This window comes from Streptomyces sp. YIM S03343 (assembly GCF_054729195.1).
Genome location: NZ_JBPUKX010000001.1, coordinates 4,695,020 through 4,715,141, shown reverse-complemented (window position 1 = coordinate 4,715,141; position 20,122 = coordinate 4,695,020). Strand labels below are relative to the sequence as shown.

The following is a 20,122-nucleotide window of genomic DNA, read 5'->3' as shown; positions in this document are numbered from 1 at the left end:
GCCGGGACCGAGGGCAGGCACTGAGGTCGGGGACTGACGCCTGCGGCTGCGCCACCGGCCGCCGGCGCCCACCGGCCCGGGCGGCCTGCCCGGCTGCCCGGCTACGGGGCAACCGGGCAACCGGGCTACTAGGCAACCGGGCTACTGGGCAACCGCGCTACCGGTGCGGGCTCTCCAGCCCCAGCATCCGGTCCTTCAGCGCCGGGAACTGATCCCGGGTCACGGCCACCCGGCCGGGGTCGAACTCCACCGTGAGGACCTCCTCGTCCGGGCCCGCCTCCGCCAGCACCTCACCCCAGGGATCTACCACGATCGAGTGACCCGCCTGGGGAACCCCGGCGTGCGTGCCGGCCGTTCCACACGCGAGCACGAACGCCTGGTTCTCGACCGCCCGCGCCCGGGCCAGCAGCGTCCAGTGCGAGCGGCGGCGCTCCGGCCAGCCCGCCGGGAGGACGAAGGTCTCGGCGCCCGCGTCGACGAGACCGCGGAAGAGTTCGGGGAAGCGGAGGTCGTAACAGGTGCCCAGGCCCAGAACGGTCCCGGGCAGACGGACCGTCACCAGGTCCTGGCCCGCGCCCATCAGCACGGCCTCGCCCTGGTCGAAGCCGAAGCGGTGGATCTTGCGGTAGGCGGCGACCAGATCGCCGGTGGGAGAGAAGACGAGGGAGGTGTTGTAGAGCGGTCCTTCCGGGTCCCGTTCCGGGATCGATCCGGCGTGCAGCCACACGCCCGCGTCACCGGCCGCCTTGGCCATCGCCTCGTACGTCGGCCCGTCCAGCGGCTCGGCCTGCGGCCCGAACTCCTCGTAGGCGAAGGCTCCGGTGGTCCACAGCTCGGGCAGGACGACGAGATCCGCGGCACCGGCCTGATCGCGCACAAGCGCGGCCATCCGCCCTCGACGCGATTCGACCGATTCGCCCTCATCTACTGCGATCTGGATCAGCGAGGCGCGCACACTACCACCGTCCTGGCATTCTAGGCCGTACACACGAGCCTACGATCGTCACACCAAAGCACTGCCGGGGTGCCTCGCAGCAGCGTAACTTGGGGGTCCCCCCTGCTCGACCCGAGCCGAGGGGGACGTTCCGGACACGCCGAAAGCAGCCACCGCCCACTGGCACCCGCCCGCCACAAGCCGCCCTGTACCGAAACCGCCGAGGGGTCCCGTTCCGTGAGTCTGCATCCCACCCTCCAGCCCTACGCCGACGCCTGGACCCACTCCATCGATGCCATATCCGAGCTGGTCACCCCGCTCGTGGAGGGTGAGTGGAACTGGCGGACCCCCTGCCCGGCCTGGTCGGTACGGGACATCGTGTCGCATGTCATCGGCCTCGAATGCGAGATGCTCGGCGATCCGCGGCCCATCCACACCCTGCCGCGCGATCTCTACCACGTGACGAACGAGCACCAGCGTTACATGGAGATGCAGGTCGATGTGCGCCGCCACCACACATCGCCGGAGATGACCTCCGAGCTGGAGTACACGATCATCCGCCGCAACCGCCAGCTGCGGAACGAGTCGCGTCTGCCCACCCACAAGGTGCGGGGGCCGCTGAGCACGGAGATCACCCTCGAAGAGGCCATGCGCAACCGGGCGTTCGACGTGTGGGTCCACGAGCAGGATCTGCGCGCCGCGCTGGGCCGCCCCGGCAACCTCGACTCCCCCGGCGCACATGTGGCCCGTGATGTGCTGCTGGGCGCGATGCCCCGCGTGGTCGCCCATGACGCCGACGCGCCGCGCAGCTCGGCCATCGTCTTCGATGTGAGCGGGCCGGTGGAGTTCCTGCGCACCATCCGCGTCGACATCCAGGGCCGCGGCACCCTGGAGACGGCGCCGGCGCTCGGCCCCGCCGCGACCCTCACCATGGACTGGGAGACCTTCGTCCGGCTGGCGTGCGGCCGGGTCACCCCGGAGGCGGTGGCGGACCGCGTGAAGACGGAGGGCGAACCGGAGCTGACGGCGGCGATCCTGCGGCACTTCGCGATCACGAAGTAGCCGGACCGGCAGGACACGGGACCGGGAGGATCACGGAGACCAGCCGGACCAGGCACAACCAGCAGGACCGGACAGAACCAGCACGACCAGCAGGACCAGCCGGAGCGGGACCGGGGAGCGAGAGCGAGTCCCGCGCGGCCGCCTCTGACCGGTCGGTGCGCCGCGAGCGCGCCGGGGCCGATCCCGCAGAACGCCGATCCTTGCTCCGCCTCGCAGCCGCACGCGCCAGCCCCTGTTCAGCTGGGTTCACGGGTACGGTCGGTTCCTCCGGTTCCCCCCGGCTCGATCCGCCGATCCGCCGATCCGCCGGACAGGCTTACGCGGGCACGTGCACCGTTTCCACCCGGCTGGCGACCAGCCGCTCCCGTTCCCTGCGGACCGCGCGGCTGCTCAGCCGCAGGATCTGGGTCACGCCCAGCGCCTGGAGGACGAACACGGCGGAGAAGGCGACCGTGTAGTTGTCGCCGGTGGCGTCCAGGAGCACCCCGATGGCGAGAAGGGTCGTGATCGAGGCGAGGAAACCACCCATGTTGGTGATCCCGGAGGCGGTGCCCTGACGCTCCGGCGGGTTCGCGGGGCGGGCGAAGTCGAAGCCGATCATCGAGGCGGGCCCGCACAGTCCGAGCACCATGCACAGCACGATCAGCTCCCACATCGGGGCGTGCGCACCGGGCCAGGCCAAGGTGAGCGCCCACAGCACCGAGGTCGCCGCCACGGTCCCGAGGGCGAGCGGCAGCCGCGCCGTGTGGTGCCGGGCGACGATCTGGCCGTAGACGAGGCCCACCACCATGTTGGACAGCACGACCAGGGTGAGGAGTTCACCGGCCGTCGCCCGGGACAGGCCTTGCGCCTTCACCAGGAACGGCAGGCCCCACAGCAGCAGGAACACCATCGCCGGGAACTGCGTGGTGAAGTGGACCCACAGGCCGAGGCGGGTGCCCGGCTCGCGCCAGGAGGCGACGATCTGCCGGCGCACATAGGCGGCGCCGCGGTGCGGGAACGGCTCGGGCTCATGGCCCTCGGGGTGGTCCTTCAGGAACAGCAGACACAGGACCAGGACGACCGCGCCGACGGCCGAACTGCCCGCGAACGCCGGGGTCCAGCCAAGCCCGTGCAGCAGCCGCGCCAGCACCAGCGTGGAGACCAGGTTGCCCGCCATGCCGACCAGACCGGCGAGCTGCCCGACCAGCGGCCCGCGGCGCACGGGGAACCAGCGGGTGCCGAGCCGCAGCACGCTGATGAAGGTCATCGCGTCCCCGGAGCCCAGCAGCGCGCGCGAGGCGAGCGCCATGCCGTACGTCGGCGAGAAGGCGAAACCGAGCTGACCGGCCGTGAACAGCACGGCACCGATGGCCAGCACCTTCTTGGTGCCGAGCCGGTCGACCATCAGGCCCACCGGTATCTGCATGCCCGCGTAGACGAGCAGTTGGAGGATCGAGAACGTCGACAGCGCGGAGGCACCCACGTGGAAGCGGTCGGCCGCGTCGAGTCCGGCGACGCCGAGGGAGGTGCGGAAGATGACGGCGACGAAGTAGACCGAGACGCCGATGGTCCACATGAAGACCGCGCGGCGCCCGCCCGGCGGGTCGCCGGGCACCCGGGTGCCGCTCATCGGACGTCCCCGCGGGCCAGGTGGGAGAACCAGCCGATGTGCCGGCGCACGAGCGTGACGGCCGCCTCAGCGTCGCCGGAGCGCAGCGCGTCGAGGATCTCCGCGTGCTCGCTGAGGGTCTTGGCGATCCGGTCCGGGTGGGAGTACATCACGGCGACGCCCATCCGCAGCTGACGATCGCGCAGCTGGTCGTAGAGGCGGGAGAGGATCTCGTTGCCGCCGCTGCGGACGATCTCGGCGTGGAAGCAGCGGTCGGTGACCGCGGCACCGGCGAAGTCCCCGGCGGCGGCCTGCTCCTTCTGCCGCTCCAGCAGCTCCTCCAGCCGCTCCAGCAGCCCCGCGGGGGCCGGTACGGCCTTGCGGGCCGCGTGTTCCTCGACCATCAGCCGCGTCTCGACGACATCGGCGATCTCCTGCGCGGAGACGGGCAGGACGAGAGCGCCCTTCTTCGGATAGAGCCGGATCAGCCCTTCGACCTCGAGGCGCAGCAGCGCCTCCCGCACGGGGGTGCGCGACACCCCCACGGCCTCGGCCAGCTCCCCCTCGGTGAGCAGGGTGCCGCCCTCGTAGCGGCGGTCGAGCACCCCTTGCTTGACGTGCGCGTACACCCGGTCGGTGGCGGGCGGCGGCTTGAGGCGGACGGGACCTGACGGCGCGACGGACGCGACCTGGGCTGGTGAGGGCATGGGCACAGCATAGATACATCACGTACGCATGACCCCGGACGTCCAGCATGTGATCCCGGACGTCCGTCGCGGATGCAGGACGGACCAGGACGGACCACCCGAACAAGCCATCCCGCAGACTCCCGGGAACCGCGGCCCCCCGATCGGGCGACTCTTCCCAGCGGGAACACAACCTTCTGTGCTACCTACGAGTCACACACATGCGGCCCCTTCACGCTCCAGGTTCAACTAGGCCGCTATACAGGGGCATTCAACGTATTCGGGGTTACTCACTTGATAAACGGCATTAAGGGCATCCGACTTCGCAGAGCCGCCGCCGTCGCTGTCACGTCCGGCGCGATGCTCGCCACCGGAGCCCTCACCGCGGCGCCCGCGCAGGCCGTCACCACGCCCACGATCGTGGCCAAGGGCGGCTACGTCATGGACAACTCGAACGCGAAGACGCTGTTCACCAAGGCGGCGGACACCACGCGTTCAACGGGCTCCACCACGAAGATCATGACCGCGAAGGTCGTCCTCGCGCAGTCGAACCTGAACCTCGACTCCAAGGTGACCATCAAGAAGGTCTACAGCGACTACGTGGTCGCCAACAACGCCTCCCAGGCCCACCTGATCGTCGGCGACAAGGTCACCGTCCGCCAGCTGCTGTACGGCCTGATGCTGCCGTCCGGCTGCGACGCCGCCTACGCGCTCGCCGACAAGTACGGCACAGGCACGACCGTGGCCGCCCGCGTGAAGTCCTTCATCGGCAAGATGAACACCTCCGCGAAGAACCTGGGCCTCACGCACACGCACTTCGACTCGTTCGACGGCATCGGCAACGGCACCAACTACTCGACGCCGCGCGACCTGACGAAGATCGCCAGCAGCGCGATGAAGAACACCACGTTCCGCACGGTCGTCAAGACCAAGTCGTACACGGCGAAGACCATCACCAGCACGGGCAGCACCCGCACCATGGCGCCGTGGACCAACACCAACGGTCTGCTCAGCAGCTACAGCGGCACGATCGGTGTGAAGACCGGCTCCGGCCCGGAGGCCGGGTACTGCCTGGTCTTCGCCGCGACCCGCAACGGCAAGACCGTCATCGGCACGGTGCTCTCCTCCACGTCCATCGCCCAGCGTGAGACGGACGCCAAGAAGCTCATGAGCTACGGCTTCGCCCGGCTCGGCTGACCGTTCCGGACAGCAGCAGAGGACCCGCCACCGGCAGTCGGTGGCGGGTCCCTCTTCGGTTCTCAGGGCCTCAGGCCCAGGTGATCAGGCGCTTCGGGTTCTCCAGGACCGCCGCCACATCGGCCAGGACCTTGCTGCCGAGTTCCCCGTCCACCAGGCGGTGGTCGAAGCTCAGGGCCAGGGTCATGACCTGGCGGGGCTTCACCTTGCCCTTGTGGACCCACGGCTGGAGCTTGATCGCACCGACCGCGAGGATCGCGGACTCGCCCGGGTTGATGATCGGCGTGCCGGTGTCGATGCCGAAGACTCCGACGTTGGTGATGGTCACCGTGCCGCCCTGCATCGCCGCCGGTGCCGTACGGCCCTCCTTCGCCGTCGCCACCAGGTCGCCCAGTGCCGCGGCCAGTTCCGGCAGCGTCCTGGCGTGGGCGTCCTTGATGTTCGGGACGATCAGACCCCGGGGGGTGGCCGCGGCAATGCCCAGGTTGACGTAGTGCTTGAGCACGATCTCCTGGCCGGCCTCGTCCCAGGACGCGTTGACGTCCGGGTTGCGCCGGATGGCGACCAGCAGGGCCTTCGCGATCAGCAGGAGCGGGTTGACCCGCAGGCCCTGCATGTCCTTGTCCTGCTTCAGCTCCTCGACCAGCTTCATCGTGCGCGTCACATCGACCGTCACGAACTCCGTGACATGCGGCGCGGTGAAGGCCGAACCCACCATCGCCGCCGCCGTCGCCTTGCGCACGCCCTTGACCGGGATCCGGGTCTCGCGTGCCGTGTCGAAGCCCACCGGGGAGGGTGCGGCGACCACCGGGACCGGAGTCGGCACTACCGGCTCCACCGGCTCCACCGGCTCCAGGAGCTGCTGGGGGGCGGAGGCCACCGCCTGGACGTCCTCCCGGGTGATGATGCCGTCCGTGCCCGAGGGGACCACGGTCGTGAGGTCCACGCCCAGGTCCTTGGCCAGCTTGCGCACCGGCGGCTTCGCCAGGGGGCGCGCGCTCGGACCGGCGGGGGGCGCGGTGGGTGCGGGGGGTGCGGGGGGTGCGGGGGGTGCGGGGGGTGCGGCGGGCGTTCCGTGGCCGTTCAGTTCCGGTTCCGTGGCCACCGGAGCCGCCGGGGTCACCGGAGCCGCTGGAATCACCGTGACCGGCGGGGCCGCCGGGGTCGTCACCTCCGGGCCCTTGCGGGGGCGGCGCTTGGTGGAGCTGGCGGCCACGCCGTAGCCGACCAGCACCGGCTGGCGGCCCGAGCCCTCGCCCGAGCCCTCGCCCGTGGCCTCCGGCTCGGGGGAGGGGGACGGTTCGGCCTCCGGCTGCGGCTCCGCCGGGGCCTGGGCCGCGGCCCCGCCCGACACGTCCACCGCGATGATCGGCGTGCCCACGTCCACCGTGCTGCCCTCGGGGAAGTGCAGGTCGCGGACCACGCCGTCGTACGGGATGGGGAGTTCCACCGCCGCCTTGGCGGTCTCGACCTCGCACACCACCTGGCCGTCCGTCACCGTGTCCCCGGGCTGGACGTACCACTTGAGGATCTCGGCCTCGGTGAGTCCCTCGCCCACATCGGGCATCCGGAACTCACGCACGGACGCTTCAGTCATCGTCGTCACGACCCTCTCCTCAGTACGCAAGGGCGCGGTCGACGGCGTCGAGCACCCGGTCCAGACCCGGCAGGTACTCCTCCTCCAGACGCGCCGGCGGGTACGGGGCGTGATAGCCGCCGACCCGGAGCACCGGGGCCTCCAGATGGTAGAAGCAGCGCTCCGTGATCCGGGCCGCGATCTCCGCGCCCGAACCGAAGAACACCGGCGCCTCATGGACGACGACCAGCCGGCGCGTCTTCTCCACGGAGGTCTGGATGGAGTCGAAGTCGAGCGGGGAGACCGACCGCAGGTCGAGGATCTCCAGGGACTTGCCCTCCTCGGCGGCCGCGTCGGCGACCTCCTTGCACAGTTTCACCGACGGCCCGTAGGCCACCAGGGTGAGATCGGTGCCCTCGCGCACCACCCGCGCCCGGTGCAGCGGGCCGGGGATCGCCTCCGTGTTGACCTCGGCCTTGTCCCAGTAGCGCCGCTTCGGCTCGAAGAAGATCACCGGGTCGTCGCTCTGGATGGCCTGCTGCATCATCCAGTACGCGTCCGACGCGTCCGAGGGGCTGACGATCTTCAGACCCGCCACATGCGCGAACAGCGCCTCGGGCGACTCCGAGTGGTGCTCGACCGCGCCGATGCCGCCGCCGTAGGGGATACGGACGACGACGGGCAGCTTGACCTTGCCGAGCGAGCGCGCGTGCATCTTCGCGAGCTGGGTGACGATCTGGTCGTAGGCCGGGAAGACGAAGCCGTCGAACTGGATCTCTACGACCGGCCGGTAGCCGCGCAGGGCCAGACCGATCGCCGTGCCGACGATGCCGGACTCGGCGAGCGGGGTGTCGATGACGCGGCTGTCGCCGAAGTCCTTCTGGAGGCCGTCCGTCACCCGGAACACACCGCCGAGCTTGCCGACGTCCTCGCCCATGACGACGACCTTCGGGTCCGCCTCCAGGGCGTGCCGCAGCGACTGGTTGATCGCCTTGGCCATGGGCATCTTCTGCGCCGCCATGTCAGATCTCCTCGCCATCCGCGAACGACGCCTGGTACTCGGCGAACCTGGCCCGCTCCTCGTCGACGAGCGGGTGCCCGTCCGCATACACGTTCTCGAAGATGGCGAAGCGGTCCGGGTCCGGCATCGAACGGACCACTTCGCGCACTCGCCTGCCCAACGCCTCGCTCTCGGCATCGAGTTCCGCGAAGAATCCCTCGTCCGTGTGGTTTTTCGCCTCCAGATACCGGCGCAGCCGCAGGATCGGGTCCTTCGCCTCCCACGCCAGCCGCTCCTCGTCACCCCGGTAGCGGGTCGGGTCGTCGGAGGTGGTGTGGGCGCCCATGCGGTAGGTGTACGCCTCGACGAGCGTCGGGCCCTCGCCGCTGCGGGCCCGCTCCAGCGCCCACTTGGTCACGGCGAGGGACGCGAGGACGTCGTTGCCGTCGACGCGGACGCCGGGGAAGCCGAAGCCCTGCGCGCGCTGGTACAGCGGCACGCGGGTCTGCTTCTCGGTCGGCTCGGAGATCGCCCACTGGTTGTTCTGGCAGAAGAACACCACCGGCGCGTTGTAGACCGCGGAGAAGGTGAAGGACTCCGCCACGTCGCCCTGGCTGGAGGCGCCGTCCCCGAAGTACGCGATCACCGCGCTGTCGGCGCCGTCCATGGCGACGCCCATCGCGTAGCCGGTGGCGTGCAGCGTCTGGGAGCCGATGACGATCGTGTAGAGGTGGAAGTTGTTGCTGTTCGGGTCCCAGCCGCCGTGGTTGACACCGCGGAACATGCCGAGCAGGTTCGTCGGGTCCACCCCGCGGCACCAGGCGACACCGTGCTCGCGGTAGGTCGGGAAGACGTAGTCGTCGTCGCGCAGCGCGCGTCCGGAGCCGATCTGGGCGGCCTCCTGGCCGAGCAGCGACGCCCACAGGCCCAGCTCGCCCTGGCGCTGCAGAGCGGTGGCCTCGGCGTCGAAGCGGCGGGTGAGCACCATGTCGCGGTACAGCCCGCGGAGCTCTTCCGGGGTGATGTCCGCGATGTACTTGTCGTACTCGGCGTTCTTGACCCGCTTGCCCTCCGGCGTCAGGAGCTGTACGAGCTCCGGTTCCGCCGCCCGCTTGGCGGTCCCTCGGGGCGTGCGCTTGGGGCCGGTGGTGCCGGCCTTGCCTCCGGCGCTGCGTCGCGATGTGCGCGCGGCAGTGCTCTCCACGGTCACGTGTGCTCCTCCGTCGGTCCGGCCCCCGGGGTCGCCGGTGAAGCCAGTGCGGCTCGCCTGTACCGACCACCGTGCACGGGGTGGGTGCCATCGGCCGGGAACAGGCGTGACAGGTGCCCCGGCGAGCACCCTGCAAACCTCACGTTACCCAGTACGCCACATTTTCGTGAAACCCCCTCTGACCTGCGTTTTTGCTTGGATTTCCAAGTAAATCCGCCGGTAGTGAAAGCGCGCTGGTCACAGCCTTGCAGAAGCCGGAGCAACCGCACGGTATCTTGCCCACCCGCGACACGGGAAGACTCCGGAAGCAGCGCAAACGCGACCGCCGTCCGTCCACAATCCGGTCGCAATCCGACCACAGCGGGCGGAGAATCTACCCCGGACGGCCCCCACGATCCGGCCATGATGGGGCCACGGCCGGGCGCCGGCTGCACCACGACCGGACCACGGCCGGGCGCCGACTGCACCACGACCGCGCCGTGAGCGGCCCAACGGACGGCCCACGGGCGGCCCACAATCCGGTCGCCGTAGCTGACGATTCCGGTCATCCCCAGTCATCGAATCCGGTGACACCGAACAGCACGCACGAAGCCGCACGTTCTGTGATCGTTCGCGACCGTGTGTGACAAGCCCCAGCTCACAGCCACGGCTCGTGCCCTAGCATCTGGCGCGTGCCACGCTCTGCTGTACCACCCTTGATGCCTTGCGCGCCCCCTCTGGGCACCCTTCTCCGCCAGTACTCCGCCGGTTCCGCCGTAGCCTGCCAGCCCGTCGAGCAGGGTCTGCTCAACCGCGGGTACCGGCTGCGCACCACCCGCGGCCGCTACTTCCTCAAGCACCACTTCGACCCCGACACCGCCGACCCCGCCGCCATCGAGCGCAGGCACCGTGCCACCCAGCGGCTGGCCGATCTGGGCGTCCCGGTGGCGCCGCCGCTGCCCGGACGGGACGGGCGTACGGTCGCCGTCGTCGGCGGGCACGCCTACGCCCTGTACCCGTGGGTCGAGGGACGCCACCGCCACGGCGGCCAGCTCACCCGGGGGCAGTGCACCCGGCTGGGCGCGCTGCTGGGCGCCGTGCACGCGGCGCTGGAGCATGTGATGCCGCCGAAGAACCGCACCCGTCCGGCGACGAGCCCGCACCCGGTGGAGAGCGCCGACCCCGCCGACACCTTCGCGCTCATCGACGACCTGCTCGGCCATGTCCACCGCCACCGCCCGCCCGACGCCTTCGACGAGCTGGCCCGGCATCGGCTGATCGAGCGGCGCGGGCTGCTCGAACGGCACACGGACCGCCGTCCGCCGCCGGGCGGCCCGGTGGGCTGGGTGCACGGCGACTTCCACCCGTTCAACCTGCTCTACCGGGGTGCCGCACCCGCGGCGATCATCGACTGGGACCGCCTCGGCGTCCAGCCCCGCGCGGAGGAGGCCGTACGCGCCGCCGCGATCTTCTTCGTGGGCCCCGCCGGCACCCTCGATCTGCCCAAGGTGCGCGCCTACGCGCGCGCGTACCGGCGCGCGGCCCAGGTGACGTCCGCCGAACTCGCCGCGGCCGTGCACCGGGTGTGGTGGGAGCGGCTCAACGACTTCTGGATGCTGCGCTGGCACTACGAGCGCGGCGACACCCGCGCCGATCCGCAGTTCCCGGCCGCGTCGGCGCTCGTCGTGTGGTGGACACGGGAGTACGACGCGGTCACCGAGGCGTTCACGGAGTGACGGGGGCTCACCCAAGTCCCGCTGTCGGGGAGTTCACCGGGTGACGGAAGCTCACCCGGGTCACCGCCCTGCCCCTGTCAGGGAGTCTGCACAGGCCCGCTGGGGCCAGCAGTTCAACCGCCGCCCGGCGTCCCGGAGTCGCCGGTGGACGGCGCCGACGGCTGCTCGGTCTGCGTCTGGGTCGGCTCCGGCGGAGGCGCGCTGGTCGTCGCGGTGTGCGTCGGCTTGCTGGTCGGCTCGGTCTGGCCGCCCTGCGTCTGCGTGTACGTCGGGGTGGCCGACGGCGTGAAGTACGTCCCCGAGCCCGAGCCGTTGTCGCCGCTGCCGGAGTCGTCCGTGGTCGTCTCGGTCGCCTTGTCGGACGGGGTCTCGCTGTTCTCCTGGCCCTTGGTCGTCTGACTGGTCGTCGGCGACTGCGAGGTGCCCGAACCGCTCTTTCCGTTGCCCGTGTTGCTCAGCGCGAGCGCCACTCCCGCCGTGATCGCGATCACCGCGAACACGGCGAGCAGCCACAGCTTGCCGCGCCCGCTGCCGTGGTTGCCGTGTCCCTCGAAACCTCCGTCGTCACCGCTGCCGTAGCCGGTGGGCAGGATCGGCTGCGGGATCTGGGTGGTGCCGGAGTGCGGGTTGCCGGGGTGCGCCATCACCGTCGTGCCCGTGAAGCCGCCGGGCGGGGTGTGGCGGCCCTCGTTCATCCCGACCGGGCCGGTGTTCCAGGTGCCGGTGTGGCCGCCCTGGTCGTACAGCATCTGGAGGCCGTACTGGACCAGCCCCCGCATCTCCTCAGCCGTCTGGAACCGGTCGTCCGGCTCCTTGGCGAGAGAACGCATGACCAGCCCGTCGAGTTCCGGCGGGCATTCCCCGCCGGAGATCTGGGACGGCGGCACCGCGATGTCCTGCACATGCTGGTACACCACCGACAGCGGGGTCTCCCCCACGAACGGGGGCCGCAGCGAGAGCAGTTCGTACAGCAGGCAGCCGGTGGCATACAGGTCGGAGCGGTAGTCGACGGCCTTGCCGAGCGCCTGTTCCGGCGACAGGTACTGGGGCGTGCCCATGACCATGCCGGTCTGCGTCATCGTCGTGGACGCGCCGTGCAGCGCGCGGGCGATGCCGAAGTCCATCACCTTGACGGCGCCGTTGTTGGTGATGATGACGTTGGCGGGCTTGATGTCGCGGTGCACGATGCCGTGCTGGTGCGAGTAGGCCAGCGCCTCCAGGACGCCCGACACGATGATCAGGGCCTGCTCGGGCCCGGGCGCCTCGGCGTTGAGGAGAAGGTCGCGGATGGTGCGGCCCTCGACCAGCTCCATGACGATGTACGGCACCGACTGGCCGCCCACGAAGTCCTCACCGGAGTCGTACACGGCGACGATCGCATGGTGGTTGAGGCCGGCGACTGACTGGGCCTCACGTGTGAAGCGGGCCTTGGACGTCGGGTCCTCGGCGAGGTCGGCGCGCAGCAGCTTCACCGCCACCGTCCGGCCGAGGCGCACGTCCTCGGCGGCGAACACCTCCGCCATGCCGCCCCGGCCCAGCCTGCCGGTCAGCCGGTACCGGCCGTCGCCGACCAGGCCGCCGTTGCCCCAGTTCTCCGGCGCGTCCGACATACCGCCGCCGGACGCCTCGGGGTCGGACGGGCCCTGGGCGCGCTGCGTCTGTGCCATCGGTCCTCGCCGTCGTTTCTGCCCGCGGTGCGCGCGGTGTTGTCACGGTCTCAGTCGGCCACGCTACAGCCTCCGAGCATGGCTCCGGTCCCGGACGGGTGCCGTGCGGGTGCCGTGTGGAAAACCGGTCCCGGCCGGTCATCAAATCCGTATCACGCGCTGTCGTGCAAGTTCTGTGTACCGCACGTACGACCCTGGTAACGCTTCCGGGACTCTTCTTTCGCGTACGGTCACGGAACGGGCACCAGGCTTGACGTGTCAGTGCCCTGGGGCAGACTTGGCCGGGAATGACGCATTCGATCAACAGCGGCGCCGGACAGGCGGCCCATGGGGGGCACAGAAGATGAGCGCGGACGGCTCACAGGGCGGGTACGACGGCTCACAGGGCAGGTACGCGGGTCGGGCTCTCGCCGGTGGCCGCTATCAACTGCGCGACCTGCTTGGCGAAGGCGGCATGGCCTCGGTCCACCTCGCCTACGACGCCGTGCTCGACCGGCAGGTCGCCGTCAAGACGCTGCACACCGATCTGGGCCGCGAACAGGCCTTCCGTGAGCGCTTCCGCCGTGAGGCCCAGGCAGTGGCCAAGCTCACGCACACCAACATCGTCTCGGTCTTCGACACCGGCGAGGACAACCTTGAGGGCGTGACCACGCCGTACATCGTCATGGAGTACGTGGAGGGCCGCCCGCTCGGCTCGGTGCTCGACGACGACATACGGCAGCAGGGCGCGATGCCCGCCGACAAGGCGCTGAAAATCACCGCGGATGTGCTGGCCGCGCTGGAGATCAGCCATGAGATGGGGCTGGTCCACCGCGACATCAAGCCCGGCAACGTGATGGTGACCAAGCGGGGCATCGTCAAGGTGATGGACTTCGGCATCGCGCGCGCGATGCAGTCCGGCGTGACCTCGATGACGCAGACCGGCATGGTCGTCGGCACCCCGCAGTACCTCTCCCCGGAGCAGGCCCTGGGCCGCGGTGTGGACGCGCGCTCGGACCTGTACTCGGTCGGCATCATGCTGTTCCAGCTGGTCACCGGGCGGCTGCCGTTCGAGGCGGACTCGCCGCTGGCGATCGCTTACGCGCATGTGCAGGAGGCGCCGGTCGCGCCCTCCTCGATCAACCGCGTGCTGCCACCCGCGGTGGACGCGCTGGTCGCCCGCGCACTGAAGAAGAACCCGAACGAGCGCTTCCCCACCGCCGAGGCCATGCGCGACGAGTGCCTGCGGGTGGCCGCCTCGGTCCAGGGCACCCCGCCGAGCATCGTCCCCGGGGCCAGGACCTCCAGCGGCGCGGGCGTGGCCTCCGCGGTGTTCCCGCCGGTCGACCAGTCCTCCGCCGTGCCGCCCGTGGGCCCCCTGCAGACGCCGTACCAGCCGGCCCCGGCCCCGGGCCCGTACGGCACGCCCACTCCGCAGCACCAGCCACAGCAGCAGCACCAGCACCAGCACCAGCCGCAGTCCGCTGCGTACGGCTATCCCCAGCAGGGCGGCTATCCCCTGCAGGGCGGTTACCAGCAGACCCCGCCCCACCTCGGCTACGGCCCGCAGCAGGGCGCCGCCACCCCGCCGCCCTACAACATCAGCCCGCAGACCGTGCCGTCCGCCGTCCAGGGCGGCGGCGGGCGGAGCAACCGGCCGGTGGTCATCGGCTCGATCGCGGTGTCCGTCGTCGCGGTGACCGGGCTGCTCATCGCCCTGATCATGAACAGCGCGGGCGACAAGAACAACGCGGGCGGCGGCAGCAGCGGGGGCGCCAGCGCGTCGGCGTCCACGACGGCGTCCGCGGTCGCGGGCCACCGCGGGCCCGAGACCAGCAAGACGATCGACAAGGGGGAGTGCACCGAGCCGCAGGAGTCGTACAACGACCCGGCCAAGGTGCGGGCGCCGGACTTCGCCTTCAAGAACTGGTCCTCGGTCCTCGTCTGCCTCAAGGCCGCCGGCTGGCACTACAAGAAGAACCCGGTCGACGAGAACACCTACGGCCAGGACACCGTGATGAAGCAGTTCCCGGAGGCGGACACGGACTTCGACCCGAAGAACCCGCCGACCTTCCAGTTCGACATCTCCACGGGCAATCCGGCCTGAGTCCCGGTCTCGGACACCGTCTGGGTCCCGGTCTCGGACGCGGTCTGGGTCGCGGTCTGCGACACGGCATTCATGGCATGAGCGAGGGCCCGGCAGCGGCTGCCGGGCCCTTCGGTGGCGTTTCCCAGGCTGAAGGTGGTGTCTTTAAAGGAAGGGGGCGTCTCTAGAGGTACGGTCCGCCCGCGCGGCCGCCCGTACGCGGGTCGCCCTCCTCGTGGGCCACGCCCGGCGGGAGCGCCCGGCGCATCTGCTCCAGCTGGGCCCGCGCGGCCATCTGCTGGGCGAACAGCGTGGTCTGGATCCCGTGGAAGAGTCCCTCCAGCCAGCCCACCAACTGGGCCTGCGCGATGCGCAGTTCCGCGTCACTGGGGGTCTTCTCGTCCGCGAAGGGCAGGGAGAGCCGCTCCAGCTCCTCCACCAGCTCGGGTGCCAGACCGTCCTCCAGCTCCTTGACCGAACTGGCGTGGATCTCCTTGAGCCTGGCCCGGCTCGCCTCGTCCAGGGGAGCGGCGCGGACCTCTTCGAGAAGCTGCTTGATCATGCTGCCGATGCGCATGACCTTCGCCGGCTGCTCGACCTGCTCCGTCACCGGAATCTCGCGGGAGTCCTCGTCCCCTGTGCCACCGAGCGCCATCCCGTCCTCGCCCACGACCAGGATCTGGGGGTTCTCCGGCGACCTTTCGTTCCTCGGCATCTCCATGCCGCCATTCTCTCGCACGCCTCCACCTCATCACCGCGGTGCCCCCCGGCGGAAGGTGATCCACCGTTCCGGGCCGACAAGTTGCGGTCAACTTTCCGGACGACGGGTCAGCTCGCCCGGCCGAGTCCGGAATGCCCGATTCCATGATCGGGGGGAGGCTGGAGCCGTGACCGTGTGGATGCGCGCGATGGGAACGGCGGGGCTGCTGGCGGCGGTGGCCTCGGGCGGAGCGGGTGCGGCGTCGTACGGCGGCGGCGTGCCGTTGTACGGCAGTGCGTCGTCGTACGGCAGTGCTTCGCCGTACGGCCGTGTGTCGTCACACGGCGGTATGTCGTCGTACGGCCGTGTGTCGTCGTACGGTGCCAGGCCGTCGTACGGCGCTGCGGGGCCCTACGTCGTCCCGGCGCGCGGAAACCCCACGCCGGGCCGGTCGGCGGAGCCGTCCGGGAAGGCATGGGGGGCGGCATCGGGGGAGGCATCCAGGGAGCCGTCCCGCGAGCCCTCCGAGGAACCGTCGGGGGAGCCGGCCGGGCAAGCCTCACAAGCGTCGTCTTCAGGGGCGCCGTCCGGCGAGCCGTCGCGGGCCGGGAGTCTCGCCGGGGTGGGGCGCGAGCGGCCGGGGCGGCCGGACGTCGAGGCGTCGGCGACCCCGGAGGAGGACGACGACTCCATGAACGCGGTGTCCGGGCACGGCGACGACACTGCCGACCCCGACGACGAAGGCACCGAGAGTCCTGCCGCCGTCCCCTCCACCCCGGCGGACGAGCCGTCCGCACCCGACCCGAATGCCGACGCCGTACCGCAGGCCGTCGCACCCGCAGCCACCCCGGCCGAGCCCGTGATGCGGACCCTCCCGCTGGGCGGCGGACTGATGCTGATCGGGCTCGGCCTGGGGCTGGCGTTCATCGGACTGCGGCTGCGGCGCGGCTAAGAATTCAGCGCCCGCGCCACCGCTGAGGATCTCGGCGCCCGGCACCACGGCTGAAGATCTCGGCGGGCGGGGCCTTCAGGGAACGACCAGCAGCACCTTTCCGACGTGTCCGCTCTCCTCGACGACCCGGTGCGCGGCGGCCGCGTCGTCCATCAGGACTTCCCGGTCGACGACCGGCCGGACATGGCCGCTCTCGACCAGCGGCCAGACATGCTCCCGTACGGCCGCCACGATGGCCGCCTTCTCGCCCAGCGGGCGGGCCCGCAGCGAGGTCGCGCTGATCGCGGCGCGCTTGGCGAGGAGCGTGCCGATGTTCAGCTCGCCCTTGACGCCGCCCTGCATACCGATGATCGCCAGGCGGCCGTTGACGGCGAGGGCCTGGACGTTGCGGCCCAGGTACTTGGCGCCCATGTTGTCGAGGATCACGTCGGCGCCCGCACCGTCGGTGGCCTGCAGGATCTCGGCGACGAAGTCCTGCTCCCGGTAGTTGATCAGGACATCCGCGCCCAGCTCGGCGCAGCGCTCCAGCTTCTGCGGGGTGCCCGCGGTCACGGCGACCTTGGCGCCGACGGCCTTGGCGAGCTGGATCGCCATGGTGCCGATGCCGCTGGAGCCGCCGTGCACCAGCACCGTCTCGCCGGGCCGCAGCTGGGCGACCATGAACACGTTCGACCAGACGGTGCAGACCACCTCGGGCAGCGCCGCCGCCTCCTTCAGCGCGACCCCGTGGGGCACGGGCAGCAGCTGTCCGACCGGGACGGCGACCCTCTCGGCGTAGCCGCCGCCCGAGAGCAGCGCGCAGACCTCGTCGCCCACGGCCCAGCCGGACACACCGGCACCGAGCGCGGCGACACGGCCCGAGCACTCCAGACCGGGGTAGGGGGAGGCGCCGGGCGGCGGGTCGTAGAAGCCCTGCCGCTGGAGGATGTCGGCCCGGTTGACGGCACCGGCCGACACGTCGACCAGGACCTCGCCCTCGCCGGGCACCGGATCGGGGACCTCGGCCCACACCAGCGCCTCGGGCCCGCCAGGTTCGGGAATCGTGATCGCATGCATGACGGGGACGCTACTCCTCGCGCCGCTCCGAGCCGGTGTGCGCCGGGTGAACGTCCGGCGCGTCAGGGGGGCGCGTCAGGGAGCGCACCGAGGTCCCGACCGGATCCCGGCTGGAGCCCGACCGGAGCCCGATCGGATCCCGGCTGGAGCCCGGCTGGATCCCGGCCGGCGCCCGGACTGTCAGGTCAGGCACACCCCGATCCCCCCGGCCGCCCACGGCAGGTCGAGGATCTCAGTGCGCTGCCCGGCCCCGGCACCGCCGGGCGGTACGACCGCGAGGGCGTCGGCGGCGGCGATGCCGCGCAGCATGGCGGGGCCGTTGTAGTGCACCGGGACGGCGTGGTCGCCGCGCAGCACGACGGGGACGAGCCGGGTGTCGTACGGATGGCCGTGCGCCTCGTCGCGCAGGGGCAGCGCGTACGGCTCGGGGGCCGGACGTGCGGCCAGGGTGCGCAGCAGCGGTTCGGCGAGGGTGAGCAGGCCGGAGACGGCGGCCAGCGGGTTGCCGGGCAGGCCGACGAGATGCTGGTCCTCCCTGATGCGGGCCAGCAGCATGGGGTGGCCGGGGCGCACCTTGACGCCGTCCACCAGGAGTTCGGCGCCGATCCTGCGCAGGGTGGGGTGGACGTGGTCGACCGGACCGGACGCGGTGCCGCCGGTGGTGACGACCAGGTCGGCGTCGGAGGCGGTGATCGCCTTGTGGAGGGCCTCGGCGTCGTCACCCAGACGGCGGACCGCGACGACCTCGGCGCCGAGCGCGCGCAGCCAGGACGGCAGCATCGGGCCGAGCGCGTCGCGGATGAGACCGTCGTGCGGCAGACCGCCGGTGAGGAGTTCGTCGCCGAGGACGAGGATCTCGGCGCGCGGCCGGGGCACGACGGTCACGGTGTCGTACCCGGCGGCCGCCGCGAGGCCGAGGACGGCCGGGGTGACGAGGGAGCCGACCGGCAGCAGCTGGTCGCCGCTGCGGCACTCCTGGCCGCGCGGGCGGATGTCCTGGCCGGGCACGACCTCCCGGGTCGCGTGCAGCCGCGCCTTGTCGTCGGTGCGGCCGTGCTCGCTGCGCAGTACGGCGGTGGTATCCGGCGGGACTCGGGCGCCGGTGGCGATACGGACGGCCTCGCCGTCGGTGAGCGGTTCGGGCTCTGCGTGCCCGGCGAGAACTCCCTGGTCGCGGACGTCCCAGGGGCCGGGGCCCGCGACCGCCCAGCCGTCCATCGCGGAGGTGTCGAAGGACGGGAGGTCGGTGAGGGCGTCGAGGGGCTCGGCCAGGACCAGGCCGAGGGCGTCGTCGAGGGGGACGTCGACGGGGGCGCGGCGGGGGCGGGCCGCCGCGGTGCGGGTTCCGGGCCGGGCGGGGCGAGCGGCACGCGCGGCGAGGGCGCGGGCCTCCGGCCAGGGGGTGGACCCGTGGTGGCGGTCTTCGGCGCGGTGTCCCGTGCCGGGTGAGGCGGAGTGGCCGGGGTGGCCGGGGTGGCCGGGGTGGCCGGAGTGGGCCGGGTACGTGGACCGGGGGGACGCGGGGGCGTTGGCTTCCTTCACGAGGGCGAGCGCCTCCTCGACGTCGAATTCCTCGTCGTCCATGCCGTCCGTACCGTCCATGCCGTCCGTACCGGTGCCGTCCACGATGTTCCCGCCGGTCTCACCGGCCCGGGTGACCGGGGTGGCCCGGGTGCCGCGGGGGGTCATCCGGCGGCACCCGGGCCCGCGTCGGGGGTGCCGTCGGCGGCGCCCTCCTCCTCCCAGCGCAGCGCCAGGGCGGCGGCTTTGCGGGCGGCCTCGGCGACGGCTTCCGGGCCGCCTCCTGCGCGGGCGGCCGCGTAGCCGACGAGGAACGTGGTCAGCGGCGCGGCGGGCCGGGCCACACCGTGGGCGGCGTCGCGGGCGAGGTCGAGCAGGACGCCGGTGTCGACGTCGAGATCGATGCCCAGTTCGTCCTTGACTGCGGAGATCCATTCATCCAGCACGGTGCCATGCTCCCTGATGCGTGCCCTGGCAGAGGCGATGTCGTCCCAGGTGTCGCAGTCGAAGGACGCGACGGGGTCCGGGACGCGGGTGAGGTCGAGCGCGGCCGTCAGCCGGCGCACGGGCAGCCCGGCGAGGCCGCCGCGCGCCGCGGTGAGCGCCGCCAGCTCACGGCGCAGCGCGGATGCGCGGTAGGCGGCGACCAGCGGCTGGTCGTGTCCTTCGGCGTCGGTGAGCACGGCGCCGTCGGCGGTGCTGTCGCGCAGGGCGGTGAGCAGGTCGCGCACCGTGGCCCCGGCGAGGAAGGGCAGGTCGGCGGAGAGCACGAGGACGTGCTCGGCCGTGGTGCCGACGAGCCCGGCGCCGAGCGCGGCGAGCGGTCCGCCGCCCGGCGGGTCCTCGCGCGCCCACCGCACCGGTCGCGCGGTGGGCCGGGGGTCGGCCACGACGACGGTGCCGTGCGCGTCGGCGCAGGCGGCGAGCACCCGGTCCAGCAGTTGCCGCCCGCCGACCCGCACCCCGGGTTTGTCGGCCCCGCCCAGCCTGCGCGCGGCCCCGCCGGCCAGCACGACGGCGTCGTAGGGGGCTGTCGGGGACGGCGCCGTCCCCCCGGAGTACGCGTACGAAGTCACCCTCCGAGTATGCGTTCCCCCCTGACCGCACGGAACGCGCGGGTGGGGCAGGACGGTTTCCGCCCGCCGGGGACTCCGGGCGGCAGGCCTGGCGGAACCCGGCGCTCGGCTGAA

The 20,122-nt window shown here is 71.7% G+C and carries 16 protein-coding genes; 5 read left to right on the top strand and 11 right to left on the bottom strand.

The features are described from left to right. Positions 1-157: 157 nt before the first annotated feature. The gene (locus ACSYGN_RS20305) at positions 158-955 is read right to left on the bottom strand and encodes a carbon-nitrogen family hydrolase (RefSeq protein ID WP_460397629.1); all 798 of its coding nucleotides are present in this window, start codon (positions 953-955) and stop codon (positions 158-160) included. Between the two features lie 216 nt (positions 956-1,171). Here ACSYGN_RS20305 and ACSYGN_RS20300 point away from each other — a divergent pair, with 216 nt between their 5' ends. After that, on the top strand, positions 1,172-1,996 hold the full coding sequence (locus ACSYGN_RS20300; RefSeq protein ID WP_460397627.1) for a maleylpyruvate isomerase family mycothiol-dependent enzyme: 825 nt from the start codon (positions 1,172-1,174) through the stop codon (positions 1,994-1,996). 316 nt (positions 1,997-2,312) lie between these two features. Here ACSYGN_RS20300 and ACSYGN_RS20295 read toward each other — a convergent pair whose 3' ends face one another. Continuing rightward, entirely contained in the window at positions 2,313-3,608 is a 1,296-nt protein-coding gene (locus ACSYGN_RS20295) for an MFS transporter (protein ID WP_460397625.1), read from the bottom strand. Continuing rightward, the gene (locus ACSYGN_RS20290; RefSeq protein WP_460397623.1) at positions 3,605-4,294 is read right to left on the bottom strand and encodes a GntR family transcriptional regulator; all 690 of its coding nucleotides are present in this window, start codon (positions 4,292-4,294) and stop codon (positions 3,605-3,607) included. Before ACSYGN_RS20290 ends, ACSYGN_RS20295 begins: the two co-directional genes overlap by 4 nt. A gap of 273 nt (positions 4,295-4,567) precedes the next feature. Here ACSYGN_RS20290 and ACSYGN_RS20285 point away from each other — a divergent pair, with 273 nt between their 5' ends. Continuing rightward, complete coding sequence (locus tag ACSYGN_RS20285; protein ID WP_460397621.1) at positions 4,568-5,470, top strand: D-alanyl-D-alanine carboxypeptidase family protein; 903 nt, start codon at positions 4,568-4,570, stop codon at positions 5,468-5,470. Positions 5,471-5,540: 70 nt separating this feature from the next. On the opposite strand, the gene ACSYGN_RS20280 is transcribed toward ACSYGN_RS20285, so the two are convergent. The 3 genes from ACSYGN_RS20280 to pdhA are packed head-to-tail and all read right to left on the bottom strand — an operon-like array spanning position 5,541 to position 9,256. Further along, the gene (locus ACSYGN_RS20280; protein WP_460397619.1) at positions 5,541-7,076 is read right to left on the bottom strand and encodes a dihydrolipoamide acetyltransferase family protein; all 1,536 of its coding nucleotides are present in this window, start codon (positions 7,074-7,076) and stop codon (positions 5,541-5,543) included. Between the two features lie 10 nt (positions 7,077-7,086). Further along, on the bottom strand, positions 7,087-8,067 hold the full coding sequence (locus ACSYGN_RS20275) for an alpha-ketoacid dehydrogenase subunit beta (protein WP_460397617.1): 981 nt from the start codon (positions 8,065-8,067) through the stop codon (positions 7,087-7,089). A 1-nt stretch (position 8,068) separates the two neighbouring features. Beyond that, entirely contained in the window at positions 8,069-9,256 is a 1,188-nt protein-coding gene (pdhA, locus tag ACSYGN_RS20270; protein WP_460397615.1) for a pyruvate dehydrogenase (acetyl-transferring) E1 component subunit alpha, read from the bottom strand. Positions 9,257-9,954: 698 nt separating this feature from the next. Here pdhA and ACSYGN_RS20265 point away from each other — a divergent pair. Beyond that, positions 9,955-10,971 carry a phosphotransferase gene (locus tag ACSYGN_RS20265; RefSeq protein ID WP_460403596.1) on the top strand — a complete coding sequence of 339 codons (1,017 nt, stop codon included), beginning with the start codon at positions 9,955-9,957 and terminating at the stop codon, positions 10,969-10,971. A gap of 113 nt (positions 10,972-11,084) precedes the next feature. Here the strand turns inward: ACSYGN_RS20265 and ACSYGN_RS20260 are convergent, their stop codons facing one another. After that, positions 11,085-12,638 carry a protein kinase domain-containing protein gene (locus tag ACSYGN_RS20260; protein WP_460397613.1) on the bottom strand — a complete coding sequence of 518 codons (1,554 nt, stop codon included), beginning with the start codon at positions 12,636-12,638 and terminating at the stop codon, positions 11,085-11,087. Positions 12,639-12,981: 343 nt separating this feature from the next. Here ACSYGN_RS20260 and ACSYGN_RS20255 point away from each other — a divergent pair, with 343 nt between their 5' ends. Next, positions 12,982-14,724: a protein kinase domain-containing protein gene (locus ACSYGN_RS20255; RefSeq protein WP_460397611.1), complete on the top strand. Its 1,743-nt coding sequence runs from the start codon at positions 12,982-12,984 to the stop codon at positions 14,722-14,724. A gap of 163 nt (positions 14,725-14,887) precedes the next feature. On the opposite strand, the gene ACSYGN_RS20250 is transcribed toward ACSYGN_RS20255, so the two are convergent. Next, positions 14,888-15,424, bottom strand: coding sequence for a bacterial proteasome activator family protein (locus ACSYGN_RS20250; protein WP_460397609.1), 537 nt, complete (start codon positions 15,422-15,424; stop codon positions 14,888-14,890). A gap of 166 nt (positions 15,425-15,590) precedes the next feature. Between ACSYGN_RS20250 and ACSYGN_RS20245 the strand changes: the two genes are divergently transcribed. Beyond that, on the top strand, positions 15,591-16,355 hold the full coding sequence (locus ACSYGN_RS20245; protein WP_460397607.1) for a hypothetical protein: 765 nt from the start codon (positions 15,591-15,593) through the stop codon (positions 16,353-16,355). 75 nt (positions 16,356-16,430) lie between these two features. On the opposite strand, the gene ACSYGN_RS20240 is transcribed toward ACSYGN_RS20245, so the two are convergent. From ACSYGN_RS20240 to ACSYGN_RS20230, 3 genes are all read right to left on the bottom strand, one after another. Continuing rightward, on the bottom strand, positions 16,431-17,411 hold the full coding sequence (locus ACSYGN_RS20240) for an NAD(P)H-quinone oxidoreductase (RefSeq protein WP_460397605.1): 981 nt from the start codon (positions 17,409-17,411) through the stop codon (positions 16,431-16,433). A 180-nt stretch (positions 17,412-17,591) separates the two neighbouring features. Further along, on the bottom strand, positions 17,592-19,100 hold the full coding sequence (locus ACSYGN_RS20235) for a molybdopterin molybdotransferase MoeA (protein WP_460397603.1): 1,509 nt from the start codon (positions 19,098-19,100) through the stop codon (positions 17,592-17,594). Continuing rightward, positions 19,097-20,008 (bottom strand): NTP transferase domain-containing protein, encoded by a 912-nt coding sequence (locus ACSYGN_RS20230; protein ID WP_460397601.1) that lies wholly within the window; start codon positions 20,006-20,008, stop codon positions 19,097-19,099. The genes ACSYGN_RS20235 and ACSYGN_RS20230 overlap by 4 nt, the downstream gene beginning before the upstream one ends. Between the last annotated feature and the right edge of the window lie 114 nt (positions 20,009-20,122).

Bases quoted from the DNA above. Each gene is read 5' to 3' on its own strand.
- ACSYGN_RS20295 (WP_460397625.1), bottom strand. From the start codon at position 3,608: ATGAGCGGCACCCGGGTGCCCGGCGACCCGCCGGGCGGGCGCCGCGCG.
- ACSYGN_RS20290 (WP_460397623.1), bottom strand. From the start codon at position 4,294: ATGCCCTCACCAGCCCAGGTCGCGTCCGTCGCGCCGTCAGGTCCCGTC.
- ACSYGN_RS20275 (WP_460397617.1), bottom strand. From the start codon at position 8,067: ATGGCGGCGCAGAAGATGCCCATGGCCAAGGCGATCAACCAGTCGCTG.
- ACSYGN_RS20265 (WP_460403596.1), top strand. From the start codon at position 9,955: ATGCCTTGCGCGCCCCCTCTGGGCACCCTTCTCCGCCAGTACTCCGCC.
- ACSYGN_RS20260 (WP_460397613.1), bottom strand. From the start codon at position 12,638: ATGGCACAGACGCAGCGCGCCCAGGGCCCGTCCGACCCCGAGGCGTCC.
- ACSYGN_RS20255 (WP_460397611.1), top strand. From the start codon at position 12,982: ATGAGCGCGGACGGCTCACAGGGCGGGTACGACGGCTCACAGGGCAGG.
- ACSYGN_RS20250 (WP_460397609.1), bottom strand. From the start codon at position 15,424: ATGGAGATGCCGAGGAACGAAAGGTCGCCGGAGAACCCCCAGATCCTG.
- ACSYGN_RS20240 (WP_460397605.1), bottom strand. From the start codon at position 17,411: ATGCATGCGATCACGATTCCCGAACCTGGCGGGCCCGAGGCGCTGGTG.
- ACSYGN_RS20235 (WP_460397603.1), bottom strand. From the start codon at position 19,100: ATGACCCCCCGCGGCACCCGGGCCACCCCGGTCACCCGGGCCGGTGAG.